Consider the following 19,850-nt stretch of genomic DNA (forward strand, 5'->3'; position numbering starts at 1 on the left):
ATATAAAGCAGGGTTATTTTTATTAGTTTTAAGCATTTATTTTAAGTTTTACAAACTTCTTTTTTCCTATTTTTATTACATCTTGTGTTAATAAATTTATATCTAAACTATTTATTTTTTCTCCATTAATCTGAACTCCACCTTGTTCAACAAGCCTAGTAAATTCTTTTTTACTTGACACATATTTCTCACTTACTAAATTTGAAACAATATCCCTAAGCTTATTACTTTCTACGGTTAAATTAGGTATATCATCTGGAATTTCCTTTTTAGTAAAAGCTGAATTATAGAACTCCATTGCTGATTTCACTTCATTTTCACAATGGTATAAGTTCGTTATTATCTGTGCAAGTTCTAATTTAATATCCCTAGGATTTTCACCTCTATCTAATCTATTTTTTATTTCATCTATTTTATCTGGATGTTCATCAGTAGCTAATTCAAAGTATTTTATAATTAAGCTATCTGGAACCTCCATCACTTTTTTAAACATAATATTTGCAGGTTCATTTACACCAATGTAATTTCCTAAACTTTTACTCATTTTTTCAATTCCATCTAAGCCTTCTAAAATCGGCATAAACATTGCAACTTGCCCTTCTTCTCCCATTGTCTTTTGAAGTGTTCTTCCCATTAAAATATTAAATGTTTGATCAGTACCACCAAGTTCTATATCAGCCTTAAGAGCTATTGAATCGTAAGCTTGCATTAAAGGATAAAAGAACTCATGAACTCCTATTGGTACATTATTTTTATATCTATTTTGAAAATCATCTCTTTCTAACATACGGGCTACAGTAGTAGTTGCTGCTAATTTTAAAACATCATTAAAATTTAATTTTGAAAGCCATTCGCTATTAAAACGAACTTCTGTCTTACTTTCATCTAAAACTTTGAAAATTTGAGTTTTATAAGTTTCTGCATTTCTTAATACTTCTTCATCAGTTAATGCTTTTCTTCCCTTTGCCTTTCCTGTTGGATCTCCAATTTTTCCTGTAAAATCCCCAATAACAATTACTGCCTTATGACCTAAGTCTTGCATTTGCTTAATTTTACGTAAAACTACAGCATGACCAAGATGTATATCTGGTGCACTTGGATCCAGACCTAATTTAATAATTAATGGTTTATTATTTTTTTCAGCTTTTTCTAACTTTTTTCTAAGCTCTTCTTCATTAACTATTGTATCTGCTCCTTTTTTAATAATTTTAATTTGCTCATCAATTGTTTGTTTCATTTTTTTAACACTCCTCTTATATTATTTAAAATACAAGCAAGTTCTATAAGAATAACTTTACGAAAGGCTATTTAATAAAACTATTTGAACTAATAGTGGACATATATAAGTTTACTTATTCCGCGCTTCGCTCCAAGTCAACTCAAACTTACATATAAAAATAAAAAACTCCCGTCCTTTATATCAAAAGGACGAGAGATAAATCTTCGTGCTACCACCTTAAGTTCATAGACAACTCACATTGTCTACCTTTTCAAGTACTCCATAAAATATCTAGGTAATACTCTAGCACTATAACGTGTGCAAGGAATACGTCACAGCCTACTAGGTGCTGTAGTACAATGAAAAATTAATAATGTAAAATAAAAATTTAAGATAAATCTCATTTTTCATATCATTGTATTTAAAACAACTCCATTTGGTGTGAAGCTCAAAGATGTATTCATAATTAGCTTATCTTGTACCTCTCATCAACCGGTTACTTTCTGTAAGCCTTACTAATTACTACTTGTTCTTATCACAGCTTTTCATAATCTTATACTCCGAAATATAATTACTTATAAATCTTCGTTATGCTTATTATTAATATGGATTATAAATCTTATTTTTAATATTGTCAATATTCTTATAACTTTTTAATTAATCAATAATTAATTTTAATTTTTATGCTTCTATCTTTTTTCTTAATATTTAATGCTTTATTATTGGAAACAAATAGCTTCTTACTATCAAATAACTTATCTCCGTCTCCAATGTATAACTGTCTTCTCATAAATACAAATTTTCTATAATCTTCTCCTAAATAATATTTTATATTACTTTTATTAGAAGATGGTTCAAGAGAAATAATACCATTATAAGGAAGTATTTCATAAGGTAAATATTTTTCAAACCATATTTTCTTATACTTACTCCAATAAGCTATATCTACTACTTCCTTACTTTCATCATATTTTAACTCTTCTATAAATAAATTATCATTTATCCAAGTATCTTTAATATTACTCTTAATATCAATATTTAAATCTTCACTAAAATTAGCTCTTTCAACAACTATCTTAGCCTTATTAAATTTATCTATAGCTAAATCCTTTAAAACAAAGTTTTCAACTATTCTAATTCCATTACTTAATATTTCCTTTTCATCATATGCAACTACCCCCATTCTTTCAATATTTCTTCCTTCTATATTAGGACTGAAATTTATGCCTTCATTAAAGAAATTTCCATCATTTTTTTTAATAGCCTTAATTTTTTCTTCATCATCTGAAACTACTGAATAATCTAAATTTATAGCTAAAGGGCTTATCCTCAAATTATTTACTACAAACCTTACTCCATCTATTTCAATTTCATTATTAGCTGGTTTTATATTTTTAATATCAACTATCTTAGATGAGTCTATATCTATAGTTATCTCCTTAGCTTCTCCTTCTTCTGTAATTTCCAAAGTAAACTCATTTTTGCTTTCTCCTATTTTAAATGTCCATACACTTAATGTATCTCCATTTTTATCTTTTTCACTAAATGCACTTGAGCCTGATGCAAAATTTCCATCTAAAATTCTTATATCAGATTTAGGTTTAGTAGAATCATATTCTTCAGGTGGCTCATCTGTTGGTAAAAATCTATCTACATAAACAATACTTCCTCTCATAAAAACAGAAAGATACTTATTATCATAAACAATTGCTTCTATTGTTACTTTTTTACCATTACTAAATTCTACTGATTCATTAACCTCTTGAAGTTCTCCCTTATTATTAAGCTTTTTCACGTAGCTATTATAAGAAAAATAATCATCATATCCTATTAACTTTTTTATCATCGCAGACACTGTACTTAAATTAAAAATAAACATAAATGCTATAAATATTAAAGCTATTTTTAAATATTTATTATTTAAATTTAGTTTCTTCTTATTTTCTCTTTTTACATCATTTAAAGCTTCTTTCATTAAATTTTCAAATTGTGGTGGAGCTTTTAAATCCTTTTCTTTTAGGTTATCTAACTCTTTATCTAAATCCATCATTTATATCACCACCTATAATTTTTCTTATTTTGTTAATACCTTTATTTATTCTAGATTTTACAGTTCCTAATGGTATTTCCATGATTTCAGAAATTTCTTCATAAGTATAATCTAAATAATATCTAAGTCTAATAACTTCTTTTTGATTATCATTTAAATTTTCTATAAGAGATTTTAAATAAATTTTATTTTCTGATTCATTAAAAGCATTTTCAGCTGTCATATTCTCTAAATTAACTTCTTCATATTTCTTTCTCTTAGATAATTCCTTTTTACATAGATTAACAAGTATTGTCTTGCTCCAACTGTAAAACGAATCAAGCTTTTTAAGCTTTGGAATTTCTTTATATAAAACTACTATCATTTCTTGTAATATATCTAAGGCATCATGCTCATTTTTCATATATACATAAGCTAATTTATAGTAGTTATCTTTTTCACTCATTATCAGTTTTAAAAGAGCTTCTTTATCACCATTTATAGCCTTCTTAACCTCAAGTTCCAAGCTTCTTCCCTCCCAAATCTTGTCTCCTTAAATATTAACCTATATACCTAAGAGTTGTATAGTGACTAAAAAGTTCCCTAAGCTTTTATTATTTTAAAGAATTTATATAATCTATTGGTCTATATATTACACTTTCATCATTTAAATAAATCTTGCTTTTTTTTACTCCACCAATTGGATATGGTAATTTATTATATGCATTTATCATTTCACCTTTTCCCTTATATAAAACTACATGTCCTGGTGTAAAAACTAGATCTCCTGGCTGTATATCTTCTTTATCAACTTCATACCCTTGTAATATATCTTCTTGATCAAAAGTTGAATAACCAATCTCAACACCCGTAACTTCTCTATATGCAAAGTAAGTTAATCCTGAACAATCAAAAGCCTGATTTCCTATGTATGTTTCTCTCTTTAATGGATAATAGTCTTCTCCATAATAACCTATAAGTTCATCTAATCTCTCCTCACTCATAATCTCACCTTTTCCACCCCATACATATTCTAATCCTATTTTTTCTTCTGCCAATTCTATAACTTTATTTACAACTGCCTTTTCTTCTTCTGTCATATTTATACCTTCATTTTCATAATTATCTTTCTTATATAAATTATTAAATACTAAAATTCCAACTACTAATAAAAATATTAAACCTAATATAAAAACTATATTTTTATTTACCCTTATGATTCTCATCTTAAAACCCCTTTCAAATAATTTCCTTTATATAGTTAATTTTACATTAGAGCTCTCACTTTTCATAATTACTTTTTAATTAAGAAATAATTAATTATAAATTAAAATGAGCTGCTAAATTAAAAACAGCTCATTTCACTTATAAATCTATCATATTTTTATCTATTCCAACATTGGTATGGTACATAATTAAATATAGCTTCAAACCTATAATAATTATCACCATCATATGCAACTAGAGGTAATATATCAATTGCACCAGGTCTTATTCTTCTTTTGGGAACTAATAGTATTCCTGCATTTAATATATAATAATTTCCGATAGCTCCACATATTTCATTGAACCTTTCATTATAATTAGGTCCCATATATTTTACGTTAACATTATCATAGCATTTTAATGATGATAGCAGAAAATATTGAGCTCTACATTGACGTACATATATTACTTTGTTTTCAGATTCGATATGCATTTCTAATCTACAATTTGCTTGTAGTGGAGTTTGTTTTATATCTGGTATTATTTTTTCACTTTTTTCTTTAATCTCATATGTTTCTTTATTTATATTTTCAAATAAATATCCATTTATTTCTTCTCTATATTTATTAAGATCATTATAATCTAATCTTTCCACACTCATATCCTCCTAATATAGATTTAATTTAATAACATACATTTGAACCTTAAATTAAACACATTATAATATGTTTGAAATTTAAAACATTCATATAGTAAACTATTAAGAAAGTTTTATTTATTGATTTAAGCATAATTTCTATATAAAACAGACATCTTAAATGCCTATTAAGATGTCTGTTTAGCCCCTATCTTTTATAGCTGCAATTTATTTTTTGCAGCACTTACATGGATCAAATGTAAAAACCACATCAAATTTAAATTTATTACATCCATCAAATGCTTCAAAAGGCAATACATCAATTTCCCCTGGCCTTAAGCGTTCATTCGGAATAAATAATATTCCTGAATTTAAGATAAAATAAGTTCCTAGGTCTCCATTAACCTTCTTAAACTTTTGATTAAATCCATGACCGATATATTTTACATTAATTGGACCACAACATTTTGATGAAGATGCTAAAAAATATTGAGCTGTTTTTGGACATACATATATTATTTTATTTTCTGGATTAATATGAATTTCAGATTTGCAATTTGATTCAAGTGGTGTGTAGTTTTGATTTGAAATTTCTTCAAAACAATCTTCTTCTTCCTCTTCAATTTTATCATCTTTTTTAACTATTCCCATTTCTTTTTTTAGATCCTCTTCCAACTCTAAATGCATTTTTATAAATTCTCCGTCATCAACTGTATCTAATTCAGATTCATCATAAAAAGTTCTCATTAATTATATCCTCCTGCTAATTAAAGAATTATTTTCTTGTATATCATCGATATTCTATTAGATACAATAGTATATTCATATATATTTAAATTGACATATAAAAAACATATTTAAAGTTTAGTTTTGCTTTTAATACGTCTTCTTTTTCCTCTCGCTATTACTAAAAATAATCTCCACTATATAATTAAATTCACTTTAGCATATTCATTCTAATTAATTCTATAAAAATAAAAGGATATCACATTAGATATCCTGAAATTATAAATATAACTCTCCTCTTAGTACTATAACAGTTTCTCCGCTTAATTTTACTCTATCATTTTCTAATAATTTTAATGAAATTTCTCCACTCCTATTTGAAGCTTGATAAGCATTCATATCCATTTTATTTAATTTATTACTCCAATAATTTGCTAGTAAAGTATGAACTGAGCCTGTAACCAGATCTTCATTTATACCAGCCCATGGATTAAAATATCTTGAAATAAAATCATATTTTTCATTTCCTCTACAAGTAACACCTATTCCTTTTACATCACTTTTAAACTTTAGTGATTTTAATATTTCAAAATTTGGTTTTAAATTTATTATATTCTCTTTGTCTTTTACTTCTATAACAAGTTTTCTTGTTTTTTCACCTATTATAGCTTTTGAGTAACTTCTTATTCCCATAGCATCTAATATATCTTGTGTTAAATTAAAATCTAAAGCCTTATCTATTGGAAAATCTAAACTTATCTTTTCATCTTTCTTTTTAGATGTAAGTAGTCCACTTTTAGTTTCATATTTAATATATTGCTCTTTTATATTAAACTCATCAAATAAAACTTTAGATGTTGCTATAGTTGCATGACCACATAAATCAACTTCAACTTCTGGAGTAAACCATCTTAAAGAAAATAAATTACCTTTACCTATATTAGAATTTTTTAAATGCTTAACAAATGCTGTTTCTGATAAATTCATTTCCTGGGCAATATTTTTCATTAATTCATCACTTATGTCATCTTCTAAAATACAAACTGCTGCTGGATTTCCTTTAAATGATTCACTAGTAAATGCATCTACTTGATATATTTTAATTTTATTTTTCACATTTTCCTCCTGCTATTTCATAATAATATTTACTTACATTAAAATAATATTTAGTTATATTTACTTTTAAATTTCCATTATATATATTATATTAACTATTTATATAATTAAAAGACTTAATATTATAAGGTAAATTAAGCTTAAATAAGTCATAACCATTCACATCATAATACTGAAATTATTAAACTACATATTCATATATACTTATAATTAAATTTCATACCTATACCTAACTTTTACTTTATTCTTATAATCTTGGCATCAATTTGAACTGGATAACTTTCTCTTACTGGTCCATCAATTATTACTTCTACCACATCTCCTACTTTAAGATCTGATAAATTTAATTTTTCATCACTTTTTTCATTTATTATCTTCGTCTTTGTATTTATTGAAACACTTGCTTTATCAAACTCTGTATCCTCTTCAATCTTTCCTTCTACTAAGATATAACCTATTTCATCTTCTTGACTTTTTTCTGTTACTAATCCCCTTATAGCTACTTTATTATTATTTTCTTTAGTTAAAGTCCAGCCTGAAATCATAAATATAATAAATATTAATAAAAGCAAATATACCTTTTTACCACTTATCATAATCATCCCCTTTAAATATATATTTAGCTTTCCAGTTTTATAATTAATATCATTTTACTATTTTTACATATTTAATTATATCTTAATCTAACAAAAGTAATTACTAATTTAAGATTTCTTTAAGGTTATCTTTATATAATTACCTCATAAGATATCAATTCTATGGGAGGTATTTATATGGCAATAAAATCATTTCAACGATATGAAAAAAAATTTATATTAGATGAAAATCAATATAACGCACTTATTCCAATTTTATCAAAATATATGAATCCAGATAAATTCTGTAAGTTTGGACAGAACTACAGTATTTACAATATATATTATGATACTGATGATAATCAAATAATTAGACATTCTATTAATAAACCTTACTATAAAGAAAAACTTAGATTAAGAAGTTACAGTATACCTACTAGTAAAGATGATAAAGTTTTTCTTGAATTAAAGAAAAAAATTAATGGAATTGTAAATAAACGTAGAGCTACTTTAACTCTAAATGAAGCTTATAAATTTTTAGAGTTAGGGAAAAGACCTGAGACTTCTGATTATTTAAATAATCAAGTTCTCAATGAAATAGAATATCACATAAGTAATCATGATATTCATCCAACTGTATATATAAGCTATAGTAGGAAAGCTTTCTTTGCAAAGAATGATAATGATTTCAGAATAACTTTTGATTCTAATATAATAACTAGACGTGATAACCTCTTCCTTGAAGATGGTAGTTTTGGTGATAGACTATTAGATAAAAAACACTACCTTATGGAAGTAAAAATATTAGGTGCTATTCCAGTTTGGTTTACTAAAATTCTTTCAGATTTAGAGATATACAATACTCACTTTTCTAAATATGGAAATGAATATATGAGATATTGTTTAAATAAAAACTATGATACAGGGAGGAAAGATGTATGTTAGAAACTATAATTACATCAACGAATGGAGAATCATTCACACTATTTAACGCACTATTTATTATAATATCTTCAATTGTTCTTGGCTTAATTATAAGCCTTGCATATATGAAGACACATAAAAAAGAAGGATATGCAACAGGATTTACAATAACTCTTATAATGTTACCTGTTATAATTGCAATTATCATACTTCTAGTTGGAAATAATGTTGCTAGAGCATTTAGCTTAGCTGGAGCTTTTTCAATTATTCGTTTTAGAAGCGCACCTGGAGATCCAAAGGATATAACTTATGTATTCTTTACTTTAGCTGTTGGTCTAACTTGTGGCATGGGTTATATAGGATATGCTTTTATATTTACATTAATACTATGTGCTTTAACCTTAATATTAGACGCAACAAAGTTTGCTATGCCAAAAACAAAAACATCTAAGCTTAAAATCACAATTCCTGAAGACTTAAATTATGATGGTATTTTTGATGATATCCTTAATAAATACACAAATTCATGGCATATTGAAACTATTAAAACTAGAGATTTTGGATCACTATTTGAAATTCATTATATAATCCATATTAAACTTGACGCTAATCAAAAGAAATTTATAGATGAATTAAGATGCAAAAACGGTAATTTAAACATTTCATTAAATTTTGCTGGTTTTGAAGAAAAAGTTTATAACTAAATTACTATAAAAGCAAAGATAAATAAAGTATGTTTCATAAGTTAAATAGCTGTACAAAGAAGTACTAGGCTCGATATATACTTATTTCACATATTTTATTTATCTTCTTTTATCTATATTTTATTACTGATGTTACTAATTACTAAATAATTTTTCATAAGCCATATTAATTAATTCATCTTCACTTATTCCTTCAATTGTTGATATCTCTACCATCTTATTAGGTGAAATAATTATATATTGATGTCCACGTTCATTCATATAAACCTTTATGTCATTTGGTAAACTAGTTTGCTTTTCAATATATTCTATACCAGCTTTATTATCAAAATCTATTGTTTTATTCAAATTATATCTAACTGCCCATTTATATTTACTTTCAAAAACATGATAACTTAAATAATCATTTTCTCCTTCACAGCTATAAAATAAATATGATGCTATTGGAGATTTTTCTAATCTGTAGTATAGTGAATCATCTTTACTAATATCATTAAAATCCTCTAATCTTAAAGTAGCTACTTTTTCTAACATTTCATCATCAAGTTTATAATCTCTTGTATCTATATTTCTAAAAATTATATTTGTCATAATAAAAAATATCACTAATGTTAATAATATATATACACTTGAAATTATAGTTTTTTTATTTTTATAATTCTTATTTTTAACAAATCTAACTATATAATTTAATAAAGCTATTAATAAGATAAACGCAACACATATCTTAATAAACTCTAAATCAGATTTCATACCATAAAATATAAAAGCTATAACAGTTAAGATAAATAGCACCTTATAAATAGTTCTCTTAATCAAAGCAATAACTTTAAAATTATAAGATATTTTTTTTCCTTTACTTATTAATAATTTACCTCTAATATTGAATATTAAAAATGTTATTAATCCTATAATCTCATGTATTGAGAAAGTACTAACAAATAAAAGACTTCCTAAACTTAATGGACTTGCTAAAAAATGCCCATCTGAGCTTCCTATTGTTATAATATATTGTGAGTATAAAAGAAATACTAAAGTTATAAAATTTAAGCTAACATATTTTAATGATGCTTTACAAATAGTATTAAACTTTTCAACTTCATCTGTATGAATATCTATTCTTTCTTGATCTATTTCACTACAATAAACTTGTATTTTTTCTCTTCCGCAAATAAATTCCCATCCAGCTTCTTTACAATACTCTCTGTACTCCAATAAACTTTCGCTATCTTTTCCATCAAAGAACGATACACTATCCATTATATCAACTGAATATTTCAAATTTTTAGGCTCACTTCTTTTAAATTTTAGGAATAAGCCCATCATATTCTCTAATACCCATCCCTTTAATGCCATTTTTTCTAGATATTCTTCTAAACTTTTATACTCATAAGGTAAAAAACTAAATATAACCCACTTCTTATTTACCAATACCATTATTATATCCTCCTAAAAAAGATTTCCCATCTTCAACTAACAGAATTAAACGATTATATTCATCTTTTAATATTTCTAATCCTTTATTTGTTATTATGTAGCTTCTTTTCCTCCCTACAACTTCAGTTTCTCTAATGATTCCTTCTTTCTCAAATCTACCAAGTAAAGCATATAATGTTCCTGGTCCGACCTTAACTCTTCCCTTTGATATTTCTTCAACTGATGCCATTATATCTACACCACATCGCTCTTCTATTAAAGATATTAATATATAGTACATTGGCTCAGTTAAATTTTGAAACTGTTCTCTTGGCATCTTTAATCGCCTCCAAACATCGATACTCGATATTAAAAATATAAAAAAAAATTTTTTATCTTATATAACAAGTTTAATATCGAGTATCAATATTGTCAATAAGACTTTTAAAATATTCCTTCTTCCAATACCAAACAAAGGGACTCACGAAATGAGACCCTTTAATTTATAACTAAAACATATATTTAAACTTTAAACTTTATTCTTATTTTAGAATACTTTTTTAATTGCTCCAATATTTTAATAAAATCATTCTCTTATCCTTGATTTTAATTCATTAATGAAATTATCTCTTTCGGTATTATCTTCTAATATTGAAATTGGTATTATAATCTTTCTTTCTATCCCCTATTTTTTCAAGAACTATATAAGCAGTGCGTGGCTAACCCCTCACTGCTTAACAATACTATACACATTCTTTTACAAATTGCTATTAACTATAATTTTTAATTATAATTTATAATCTCTACTTTTCCTCATTAACTAATACTTTCTTCAATGATGTAAATAGCATCCATAAAGCTATCATTAAAAGTATGTGAGATACTCCTGCAATTCCTGAAATCATTCCATTCACTGCACTAGTTACTTGTAATTCTAATGCTTGTATAATTCCACGAATTAGCATCATACATACCATAAGTGGAAGTCCAATATTATATATAACCATGAATTTCTTAAAAGTTTTGTTATATAATAGTTCTGTATCTCTACAAAATAGAGCTATAATTAAAAATAGTATTGAACCTAATACTATTAAATGTACGTGTATATATCCCAATGTTGTTTGCCCTGTGAATCCTAAAACTTTCGTAAATTCTCTGTAAAAAACTCCACCTACCATTGCTAGTAAAAAATATATAAATGAAATGTTCAATATCTTTTTCATACAAAACTACCTCCTTGAATTCATACTATTAAATCCTATTAATACAGTCCAAACATATGCACAAGTTTTTGGAATCATCAACATTCCTACTAATGGAATAGTATCTGCAAATAATACTACAGGTATATAAAATGCAAAACTCAATACAATAGTTAACCACATAAAACGAAAACTTTTATCATTATTTTCTTTTGCACTTTGATAAAATAGAATAATTATCAATATTCCTAACAAAGCAAAAGGTATATTTCGATAAATTCCCCATCTTAAAGATGCATTTATGCTTGTCCAACCATTTTGCGGAAATAAACATAAGATTATACGTGTAATTGATAATAAATATATAGCTAATGTTATTCCATTTTTCCCTTCAATTTTGTAACGTAAACGCCATACATAATAAAGTAGTATATAAAATATAGTCATTGTTATTGAAGTTATAAACTTACCAATTCCTAATGCAAATGTATAATTTTCAAGTCCTGTAGTACATAATGCAATTGCTCTTGGAACTAAGTGAAATGAGTCTCCTACCCCTAATGTTACTGCCATAACCCCAAATAAAAAATATTGTTTTTTCCCATTGTTTTTCATAATCATTATGATTCCTAAAGTAACTACTGTAATTAGATATACAACATCAAATGTTGTTTCCATAATTGCTTGCATTTTAATTTTCCTCCTTATACTTTATATATTTTTCTTTCAAGCTTAAAATAGTTATAACCAAATAGAATTCCAGCACCAAATAATGCACAACCTAAACCAGAATAGAAAACAGCAATAAATACTTCTGGAACAAGGCTAAAAACTCTTATCCCAATACCAAATGTCATCATGAAAGCCATTATACAAAATGATTTTATATCAAAAAATTTCAAAACAAACTGCATCTCTTCTTTATAGTTTTGAATTCTATTTGTATGCTTTGTAACGAGTTTATTAAAAATTATGAACCAAAAAAACACAAACACCAATGTTGAAAGAATTAAGTTCAAGAAAGTGATATGGCTAACATAACTTATAAATCCTATTCGCAATATATTGAATCCTGCAATAAGCCATACTGCACTCGCTAATATTAATAGCTTTTCCTTTCTTATTTTCATAAAAATTCCTCCTTTGTAATATGAACTTTGTTCATATTGAATTATATTTTTATAGAAACCATTTGTATTAAAAGCCTCTATACAATATATTTATCTATTATATTTATTATAAAAAACATATCTTTAAAATATACTAATAACTTATTTTAAAAACTTCTATTTTAAATTTTGACTATATTTTATATATTGAGTTTAAATTGAACCATGTTCATATAAAGAATATTATACTCTATCATTTATTTTGTCAATAGTATTCTTTATAGAATAAAATTCATAATTATTTGTACTATGTAGTTACTACATTTTTTAATTAAGTAACTACTTCCTTATACGCTTTCCCTGTTAGCATAAATAAAAAGATATTACCTACAGATCTTATAATATATATAGGTAATATCTTTTTATAAACTTTATATTAAGGCATTACAGGCATTTCTCATTGTGGCATTCCTTCTTGCCCTCTCATACCACCGTCTTGACTTGGCATTCTTCCTCCACCTGGTTCTCCAAATCCTCCTCTTGCTTGCCCTACAGTTGTAACTGTACTTGCAGCTGTGAAGCTTTCTAATTCAGTTCCTCCTGAGTAAGATCCTTCTGAATACAATCCATCAATTGACGTTCCAGTTGATTCTCCTCCTGTATAAACCTTATAAGATTCATTTGTTTTAATATTTGGTGAAGATATAACAACTGATTGTGCATTTTTACTTGGTGCAAATGTTATAACTTCATTTCCACTTTCGTCTTCAATACGAATTAATGTATTTGCTGATAAGCTTGTAAATATATTAACTGAATTTTGTGTTGATGTTGTACTTGGTGATTGAGCCATACCTGCTCCTCCTGCTGCTATTAGAAGTCCACCTGAAATTTCGAACTTTCCATCATAGTCTAAAGCTCCATTACCATTATCTTCAGGTCCATTTACTATAACAGTTCCTTCCTTCATATATATTGATCCATTAGCATCAATACCATCTCCACTTGCATCTACAATAATCTTTCCACCATTAAGATTGATTGTTCCATTACCTGATGAAGCAAAACTATTTTGTCCTGGTCTTCCATTCATTGAAGATCCATCATTTCCACCTGCAGCATTAATACCATCATCACTTGCAACTAATTTTATGTTCCCATCATTGATATTTATTGTTTCAGCTTCTATTCCTTCATAGGATTTTGATATATTAATATCTCCGTCATTTATATCTATTACTGAATCTGCATGAATACCGTCATCACCTGATGAAACATTAATACTACCTCCGTTAATTTCTACATTGCCATTAGAATGTATTGAATCATCAGATGAATCAATTTTTATATTTCCAGAATCAATTTTTATTCCTACTACAGCTTTTATTCCCTTAGCACTTGCTTTTTCAGTTTCTTCTAGTGTTGTTTCTTGAGGTCCAAAGTCTTTAGGATTTCCCAATGCTCCCCATGAGCTACTAGCTTTACTGCTATTTTCGCTTCCTCCACCTGATTTAATAGTTATATCTCCTCCAGTGATTATAGTATTTGTTTCAGCTTGTATTCCATCTTCACCTGATGTTATATTAATAGTTCCACCTTGAATTAATACATATCCTCTTTCTTCATCTTCTGAATTGTTAGATTTCATTCCATCACATTGTGAGTTTATAGTTATATTTCCACTTGCTATTGTAATAGAATCTTTTCCTCTAATACCATCATGTACAGAAGTTACTGATATATTAGCATCTCCTATTTCTAAATCATCTTTACTTGTTATTCCATTATTATAATTAGCATTTACTATAAGAGACCCTGTACCATTAATAAACAAGTCAGATTTACTAAAAATTGCAGCATTTGGTTCATCAGTGGCTTCATCCTCAAGCACGTAATTTTCTCCATCTGTTACTTGATTTTCTGTTCCATCAGCTAAAATTATATATGTATTTTTAGAATTCTTAACATATATTGCTGAACTATTAGAGCAACTTATATTAGCACCATTTAATATAAGTTCTACATTATCTTCATCTCCAGCATTTATTACTATTTGCCCATCACTTAAAGTTCCTGAAACTCTATAAGTTCCTGCTGAATTTATTATAACCTTGTTTCCTTCTACATCTGCTCCATTTCCTTCTATAGAAATGTTATCTCCTAAAGTTATAGTAGCATTTACATTTACATTTTCAATTCTTTCACTGCTTATGGAAGTTTTATTGGTATTCGCTTGTTTATTTGTGCATCCAGTAACTCCTATGCATAAAGAAATTACTGATAATATAGCAATAAGTTTTTTACTCATAAATTTTCCTCCTACAATTTCATTGAGTAAATAATATCATTACTACCTTAAATTAATCTTAAAAGATTTTTAAATTCCACCTTACAAAAAATTAAACATATATGAGTTTACTTATTCAGTTATTTTATTCCAATCCAAAGCAATCTTGTATGTACTAACTAAAATAATAAAAAAACTCCCTCTATAGTATTAGTTTTTAGTATTTAAACTGTATACTATAAAGAGAGCTTATCATTTCATAGACGTGCTATCTAAATTTTATTCTAAATATATTATTCTTTATTTAAAGTTAATGAATTTAAATCAACCTTATTTTTATCATCTTTTGAAATTTCATATTTGTCCTTATTTTCTACAACGTCCTTAAGTTCTACATAAGCATTGGTTATTTTTGATGAATATTCATCAACTATTATATCTTCATTAGAAATATCATCATTTATTTTTAATTTATCCAAATCTCTATTCATTCCTAATACTGTATTTCTCTCAAAATTATGTTGAGATAGATTTTCTGAATTTTTAAGTATCAATTCATTTAATATATCTTTAATCATTAATAACACCTCCATATTTCTATAAAAGTATTATTAGTAAATTTTCATAAATTTATTTAGCTATTTGTAAATCATCTTTATATAGTTTTTTAAATGATAACATTATCCATATTTTTATTATTAATGCATATATAGCTGTTACTAGTGCTACAGCCTCTGAAATAAATATAAAATTAAAATTACTTACTATTACTACTACTGAATATAACCAAAGATACTTTATTGCTTTCTTTTCATATTCTCTTCCTAAGTCACTATTATATTTTTCATATAAAATTTGTGTTGTTCCTTCTAAAAGTTTTACTATAATTATAATTTCTAAAATACTTCCTAAATTAAACCATATAGTATTAAAAATTATATTACTCTCTAAGTTTTCAATCCCCATAAATGGTAATACAAATGTAATAAATGAAATAAAGGCGCTTATATTATTTAACTTTAATGACATGTTAAGTGAGTCATTTTCATTATCAATCAATATTTCTCTTATTCCAGATGACATAATCAATATTGCAATAAAGTTTGGTAAAATCTTAATAGGTCCAAAATTAAAGTGAAAAGCTGTAAAAAATATTCCCCAAAAGACTTTTTTATAACCACGAATCATTTATATTTTCCCCTTTACTTTTAAATATTTATAAATATCACTAAAACTAAAGTAAGGTTTATAAGTTAAATTATTTATTCTCTGTTCATGATCATTTCCACTTCCATCTTTAAAATAAATAACAGGCTTTATATTGTAACTATAAAGTTTTCTTTCTATATCATCTATATTATAAAATTTAGAAGTAAAATATAAATTCTCATTTTTATTATAAATCAACTCTTTCTTATCCATACTTCCCAACTTGTCTATATTAAAATCAAATAAGTCCTTAGTATCCTCAAATAATGGTGAATAAACATTTGATATTCTTATGTAATCATTAACTAAAAATCCCACTTTACTAATGCCATCATTTGAGCTTTGTACACTATGCCATTTCAATATCTTTTTATCATAATCATATTTATCCATATCGTACTTATATAGTATTACCTTTCCTAAATCAACCTCCATAGTAAGCCCATCATCAAAAGTTACAGTTGCCTCACTTAATTCAAGTTCTTTATCAAATTCATAATCATACTTTTGAGAGTTTAAACTTAAAAAAACTGTATGTACTCCATATCTACCATGACTTTCAATATTATCATTACTGTAATCATAAGAACTCATTAATCCCATAGAATTATTTTCACTTGCATAAAAATTTAATTCTGGTGCTTCTTTAAAAGTTACAGATGATACTTTTCTTTTATCTTTTATATTTGCTATGTATTTCAATTCAATATCAAAACCTGAAATTGAATAGACTTCCTCATTTTCCATAAGCTCAACTTCTTTATAATTTTTCAAAAATACAGGCTTATCTAATTTCAGTTTGCTTAATACTAAAAGTGTTATTATTAAAGATAACCCTATTAAGGCAATAGAAATTTTTAAAGCTTTATTAATATTTTTCATTTTCTCCCCCTAAATATCTAAATTGAACATAATTTCATTATATAATAGATACAATAAAATTTCATTATAATAACTGATTATACTTAAATATACAATAGTTATGTTTTACATAGCAAAACTTCTTCAACTTTTCACTTTTTCACTCTTAACTTTTCACTTATAAATTAAAACCCCCAACAATTTCATTTGTTGAGGGTTTTATTATTTCATTTATTTATTATGCTGCTTCTATATCACTTTCATCTGCTACTTCTATTTCTTCTTTGTCTTCTTTTAAAACTACATTTAATATTAATGCTGTTATTGTCCCAGTTGATATTCCTGATGCAAAAATCATTTTTAATCCTTCTGGTAGTTGTGCAATAAACTCTGGTCTAAATGTTACTCCAAGTCCTAATCCAATAGATGTAGCTATTATTAAAAGATTACGTTCATTTATTTTTACTTTACTTAATGTTTTTATTCCTGCTGCTGCAACAGTTCCAAACATAACTATTCCAACTCCCCCTAAAACAGGCTGAGGAATGCTATTAACTATTGCTGCAAGTTTAGGTAAAAATCCTAATATAACTAATATAATACCTGCCATAACTGCTACATAACGGCTAGCTACTTTTGTTAAAGGTATTAATCCAACGTTTTGACTAAATGTAGTATTCGGTAATGTACCAACGACACCACCTATCATACTTCCAATACCATCTGATAATACGCCAGCTCCTATACGTTTGTCAGTCATATCTACTTCTGAAACTTCTCCCACTGCTTTTAAGCATCCAACTGTTTCAATTGCAGTAACGAAATATGCTGGAATAAATGCTATAAGTGCTTTTAAATCAAAAGTAACTCCATATTCAAATATCTTAGGCATTGAAATCCAACTTGCTTCTTTAACTGCTGTAAAATCTACTAATCCAAGTGGAATGCATACAATATACCCAACAACCATTCCTATAAGTATTGATGCACTGCTAAGCATTCCCTTTCCATAACGATTTAGTAATAACGTTCCAAAAAGTACAAGCATTGAAATTGATATATTTTTTATACTACCATAATCTGCAGCTCCACTTCCCCCTGCAGCCCAATCTATTGATACAGGTAATAATGTTAAACCAATTAAACATACAACTGTTCCTGTAACTAGTGGTGGAAATAGCTTCATTAATGGTCTTATAAAATAACTAAGTACTACTTCAAAAACTGCACCCAAAATAGTAGCTCCAATTATTCCTGGTAATCCTAAAACTGATCCAACTGTAATAGATGGTGATACAAAAGTAAAGTCTGTCCCCATTATGCATGCTACTTTTGAACCTACTGGGCCTATACCCTTAGCTTGTATTATTGTTGCGAGACCAGCTGCAAGTATTGATGCACTTATTAATGCTGTCCCTGTTTTAGCATCAAAACCTAATGCACTAGATATAACTAATGGAACAACTATTATTCCACCAAATGCAGCAAATATATGCTGAATTCCAAACAATATTTTTTCTGATATTGATGGATTATCATCAACTCCATATGTTAGGTTAATTCCATCTGTTGCTTTTGCTTTATCCATGACTTCATCCTCCATTGTTTAAGTAATAAAAAAAACACCTCGTAATCGAGGTGTTGTCTTAAAATAGAAATAAAATCATAAATTTATATTACAAATCTATTTATAATAATTTCTTTTTCAAATCCAATACCTCGTAGTCTGCCTATTTACGGTTAGCAGGTAGAAACTTTCGGTCCATATCACCGATGATATACGAGCATTTCTTAATTTATATTCGTATTATACACAAACATTAATATAATTTCAACAATTAATTATATGGAAATTTCTTTCCATTTTTATATATCTCTTTTGATTAATCTGTATTCATCTATGCTAAATAAAATTTTTGAGATAAATAATATAATAGAGCATGTCCATATTGATTTGACACCAAAATTTACAGTTAATATCCCGCCTAAAGATGCACCAAATAAAAACGAAGCAATTACTATTATATATCTTATTGATCTTGCACATGCAGCCTCATCCTTTTTAGTTATTGCTAAATATGCAGCTTGTGAAGCTGTTCTTAAATTTCCTGTACACATAGTTGTGCTATATGGTGAATCAACTAATCTCCTAAAAGATGAAATTTGCACTGATGAAACAAAAGATATAGTTGTAGTTACAAATATATCTGGTACAGTGTCTGGTATGAATCCAATAATAAAAAGTACAATTGCTTCAATAATTAAAATAAACTTTTCAGCCCTTGCTGATTCTGAATAATTCTTTATTGATTTTTCTCTTATTATTTCTGTCACTATAACACCGACTACAAATGCAAAAATAGGAAGTGCAGCCATAAATACATTTTTATAATTCCTATTTGTAATTCCAAGTGCAACTAATACAATATTTCCTGTTTCAGCATTGGCAAATACACCGCCTCTACATATGAATGTATATGCATCTAAAAACCCTCCAACTATTGCTAATAGTATTCCTAACCTTAATGATTCAGATGTTATTTCATGACTAGGTATCTTTTCTCTTATGCGCCTAATAATGCCTTTTATCTTTACTTTTTTTGCATTCAACTAAAAGCCCCCTTGAT

The 19,850-nt window shown here is 26.6% G+C and carries 21 protein-coding genes and 1 riboswitch; of the genes, 2 read left to right on the top strand and 19 right to left on the bottom strand.

Going from position 1 to position 19,850, the window contains the following annotated elements; all coding sequences use genetic code 11:
* Window positions 1-28: 28 nt before the first annotated feature.
* The 8 genes from tyrS to CSBG_RS12135 form a co-directional block, all read right to left on the bottom strand.
* On the bottom strand, window positions 29-1,237 hold the full coding sequence (gene tyrS, locus CSBG_RS12100) for a tyrosine--tRNA ligase (protein WP_008679884.1): 1,209 nt from the start codon (window positions 1,235-1,237) through the stop codon (window positions 29-31).
* A 643-nt stretch (window positions 1,238-1,880) separates the two neighbouring features.
* Window positions 1,881-3,269, bottom strand: coding sequence for a DUF4179 domain-containing protein (locus CSBG_RS12105; protein WP_008679885.1), 1,389 nt, complete (start codon window positions 3,267-3,269; stop codon window positions 1,881-1,883).
* The gene (locus tag CSBG_RS12110) at window positions 3,253-3,774 is read right to left on the bottom strand and encodes an RNA polymerase sigma factor (RefSeq protein WP_008679886.1); all 522 of its coding nucleotides are present in this window, start codon (window positions 3,772-3,774) and stop codon (window positions 3,253-3,255) included. The genes CSBG_RS12105 and CSBG_RS12110 overlap by 17 nt, the downstream gene beginning before the upstream one ends.
* A gap of 88 nt (window positions 3,775-3,862) precedes the next feature.
* The gene (locus CSBG_RS12115; RefSeq protein WP_008679890.1) at window positions 3,863-4,474 is read right to left on the bottom strand and encodes an NlpC/P60 family protein; all 612 of its coding nucleotides are present in this window, start codon (window positions 4,472-4,474) and stop codon (window positions 3,863-3,865) included.
* A 158-nt stretch (window positions 4,475-4,632) separates the two neighbouring features.
* Window positions 4,633-5,109 carry a hypothetical protein gene (locus tag CSBG_RS12120; RefSeq protein ID WP_008679892.1) on the bottom strand — a complete coding sequence of 159 codons (477 nt, stop codon included), beginning with the start codon at window positions 5,107-5,109 and terminating at the stop codon, window positions 4,633-4,635.
* Between the two features lie 210 nt (window positions 5,110-5,319).
* Window positions 5,320-5,838 (bottom strand): hypothetical protein, encoded by a 519-nt coding sequence (locus CSBG_RS12125; protein ID WP_008679894.1) that lies wholly within the window; start codon window positions 5,836-5,838, stop codon window positions 5,320-5,322.
* Between the two features lie 258 nt (window positions 5,839-6,096).
* Window positions 6,097-6,933: a PhzF family phenazine biosynthesis protein gene (locus tag CSBG_RS12130; protein ID WP_008679897.1), complete on the bottom strand. Its 837-nt coding sequence runs from the start codon at window positions 6,931-6,933 to the stop codon at window positions 6,097-6,099.
* Between the two features lie 236 nt (window positions 6,934-7,169).
* Window positions 7,170-7,529: a DUF3221 domain-containing protein gene (locus CSBG_RS12135; RefSeq protein WP_008679899.1), complete on the bottom strand. Its 360-nt coding sequence runs from the start codon at window positions 7,527-7,529 to the stop codon at window positions 7,170-7,172.
* 177 nt (window positions 7,530-7,706) lie between these two features.
* On the opposite strand from CSBG_RS12135, the gene CSBG_RS12140 reads away from it, so the two are divergent.
* Window positions 7,707-8,453, top strand: coding sequence for a polyphosphate polymerase domain-containing protein (locus CSBG_RS12140; protein WP_008679901.1), 747 nt, complete (start codon window positions 7,707-7,709; stop codon window positions 8,451-8,453).
* Window positions 8,447-9,136: a DUF4956 domain-containing protein gene (locus tag CSBG_RS12145; protein WP_008679904.1), complete on the top strand. Its 690-nt coding sequence runs from the start codon at window positions 8,447-8,449 to the stop codon at window positions 9,134-9,136. Before CSBG_RS12140 ends, CSBG_RS12145 begins: the two co-directional genes overlap by 7 nt.
* A 135-nt stretch (window positions 9,137-9,271) precedes the next feature.
* Here the strand turns inward: CSBG_RS12145 and CSBG_RS17775 are convergent, their stop codons facing one another.
* From CSBG_RS17775 to CSBG_RS12200, 11 genes are all read right to left on the bottom strand, one after another.
* On the bottom strand, window positions 9,272-10,573 hold the full coding sequence (locus CSBG_RS17775) for a DUF2812 domain-containing protein (RefSeq protein ID WP_008679905.1): 1,302 nt from the start codon (window positions 10,571-10,573) through the stop codon (window positions 9,272-9,274).
* The gene (locus CSBG_RS12155; RefSeq protein WP_008679907.1) at window positions 10,557-10,889 is read right to left on the bottom strand and encodes a PadR family transcriptional regulator; all 333 of its coding nucleotides are present in this window, start codon (window positions 10,887-10,889) and stop codon (window positions 10,557-10,559) included. Before CSBG_RS12155 ends, CSBG_RS17775 begins: the two co-directional genes overlap by 17 nt.
* 466 nt (window positions 10,890-11,355) lie before the next feature.
* Window positions 11,356-11,778 carry a DUF2871 domain-containing protein gene (locus tag CSBG_RS12160; protein WP_008679910.1) on the bottom strand — a complete coding sequence of 141 codons (423 nt, stop codon included), beginning with the start codon at window positions 11,776-11,778 and terminating at the stop codon, window positions 11,356-11,358.
* Window positions 11,779-11,784: 6 nt separating this feature from the next.
* Window positions 11,785-12,447, bottom strand: a complete 663-nt coding sequence (locus CSBG_RS12165) for a hypothetical protein (RefSeq protein WP_008679911.1) — start codon at window positions 12,445-12,447, stop codon at window positions 11,785-11,787.
* Between the two features lie 14 nt (window positions 12,448-12,461).
* The gene (locus tag CSBG_RS12170; RefSeq protein ID WP_008679913.1) at window positions 12,462-12,887 is read right to left on the bottom strand and encodes a hypothetical protein; all 426 of its coding nucleotides are present in this window, start codon (window positions 12,885-12,887) and stop codon (window positions 12,462-12,464) included.
* A gap of 436 nt (window positions 12,888-13,323) precedes the next feature.
* On the bottom strand, window positions 13,324-15,174 hold the full coding sequence (locus CSBG_RS12175; RefSeq protein WP_008679914.1) for a carbohydrate-binding domain-containing protein: 1,851 nt from the start codon (window positions 15,172-15,174) through the stop codon (window positions 13,324-13,326).
* A 272-nt stretch (window positions 15,175-15,446) separates the two neighbouring features.
* Window positions 15,447-15,731 carry a hypothetical protein gene (locus CSBG_RS12180; RefSeq protein WP_008679915.1) on the bottom strand — a complete coding sequence of 95 codons (285 nt, stop codon included), beginning with the start codon at window positions 15,729-15,731 and terminating at the stop codon, window positions 15,447-15,449.
* A 52-nt stretch (window positions 15,732-15,783) separates the two neighbouring features.
* Window positions 15,784-16,341 (bottom strand): hypothetical protein, encoded by a 558-nt coding sequence (locus tag CSBG_RS12185; RefSeq protein WP_008679916.1) that lies wholly within the window; start codon window positions 16,339-16,341, stop codon window positions 15,784-15,786.
* The gene (locus CSBG_RS12190) at window positions 16,342-17,244 is read right to left on the bottom strand and encodes a hypothetical protein (protein ID WP_008679917.1); all 903 of its coding nucleotides are present in this window, start codon (window positions 17,242-17,244) and stop codon (window positions 16,342-16,344) included.
* A 217-nt stretch (window positions 17,245-17,461) separates the two neighbouring features.
* Window positions 17,462-18,811 carry a nucleobase:cation symporter-2 family protein gene (locus tag CSBG_RS12195; RefSeq protein ID WP_008679918.1) on the bottom strand — a complete coding sequence of 450 codons (1,350 nt, stop codon included), beginning with the start codon at window positions 18,809-18,811 and terminating at the stop codon, window positions 17,462-17,464.
* Between the two features lie 114 nt (window positions 18,812-18,925).
* A riboswitch (purine riboswitch) is annotated at window positions 18,926-19,027 on the bottom strand.
* A 62-nt stretch (window positions 19,028-19,089) separates the two neighbouring features.
* Window positions 19,090-19,812: a YoaK family protein gene (locus CSBG_RS12200; RefSeq protein WP_051005325.1), complete on the bottom strand. Its 723-nt coding sequence runs from the start codon at window positions 19,810-19,812 to the stop codon at window positions 19,090-19,092.
* Between the last annotated feature and the right edge of the window lie 38 nt (window positions 19,813-19,850).

The organism is Clostridium sp. 7_2_43FAA (assembly GCF_000158375.2).
Classification (GTDB): Bacteria; Bacillota; Clostridia; order Clostridiales; family Clostridiaceae; genus Clostridium; species Clostridium tertium.

Bases quoted from the DNA above. Each gene is read 5' to 3' on its own strand.
- tyrS (WP_008679884.1), bottom strand. From the start codon at position 1,237: ATGAAACAAACAATTGATGAGCAAATTAAAATTATTAAAAAAGGAGCA.
- CSBG_RS12105 (WP_008679885.1), bottom strand. From the start codon at position 3,269: ATGATGGATTTAGATAAAGAGTTAGATAACCTAAAAGAAAAGGATTTA.
- CSBG_RS12115 (WP_008679890.1), bottom strand. From the start codon at position 4,474: ATGAGAATCATAAGGGTAAATAAAAATATAGTTTTTATATTAGGTTTA.
- CSBG_RS12125 (WP_008679894.1), bottom strand. From the start codon at position 5,838: ATGAGAACTTTTTATGATGAATCTGAATTAGATACAGTTGATGACGGA.
- CSBG_RS12135 (WP_008679899.1), bottom strand. From the start codon at position 7,529: ATGATAAGTGGTAAAAAGGTATATTTGCTTTTATTAATATTTATTATA.
- CSBG_RS12140 (WP_008679901.1), top strand. From the start codon at position 7,707: ATGGCAATAAAATCATTTCAACGATATGAAAAAAAATTTATATTAGAT.
- CSBG_RS12145 (WP_008679904.1), top strand. From the start codon at position 8,447: ATGTTAGAAACTATAATTACATCAACGAATGGAGAATCATTCACACTA.
- CSBG_RS17775 (WP_008679905.1), bottom strand. From the start codon at position 10,573: ATGGTATTGGTAAATAAGAAGTGGGTTATATTTAGTTTTTTACCTTAT.
- CSBG_RS12155 (WP_008679907.1), bottom strand. From the start codon at position 10,889: ATGCCAAGAGAACAGTTTCAAAATTTAACTGAGCCAATGTACTATATA.
- CSBG_RS12160 (WP_008679910.1), bottom strand. From the start codon at position 11,778: ATGAAAAAGATATTGAACATTTCATTTATATATTTTTTACTAGCAATG.
- CSBG_RS12165 (WP_008679911.1), bottom strand. From the start codon at position 12,447: ATGCAAGCAATTATGGAAACAACATTTGATGTTGTATATCTAATTACA.
- CSBG_RS12170 (WP_008679913.1), bottom strand. From the start codon at position 12,887: ATGAAAATAAGAAAGGAAAAGCTATTAATATTAGCGAGTGCAGTATGG.
- CSBG_RS12175 (WP_008679914.1), bottom strand. From the start codon at position 15,174: ATGAGTAAAAAACTTATTGCTATATTATCAGTAATTTCTTTATGCATA.
- CSBG_RS12180 (WP_008679915.1), bottom strand. From the start codon at position 15,731: ATGATTAAAGATATATTAAATGAATTGATACTTAAAAATTCAGAAAAT.
- CSBG_RS12185 (WP_008679916.1), bottom strand. From the start codon at position 16,341: ATGATTCGTGGTTATAAAAAAGTCTTTTGGGGAATATTTTTTACAGCT.
- CSBG_RS12190 (WP_008679917.1), bottom strand. From the start codon at position 17,244: ATGAAAAATATTAATAAAGCTTTAAAAATTTCTATTGCCTTAATAGGG.
- CSBG_RS12195 (WP_008679918.1), bottom strand. From the start codon at position 18,811: ATGGATAAAGCAAAAGCAACAGATGGAATTAACCTAACATATGGAGTT.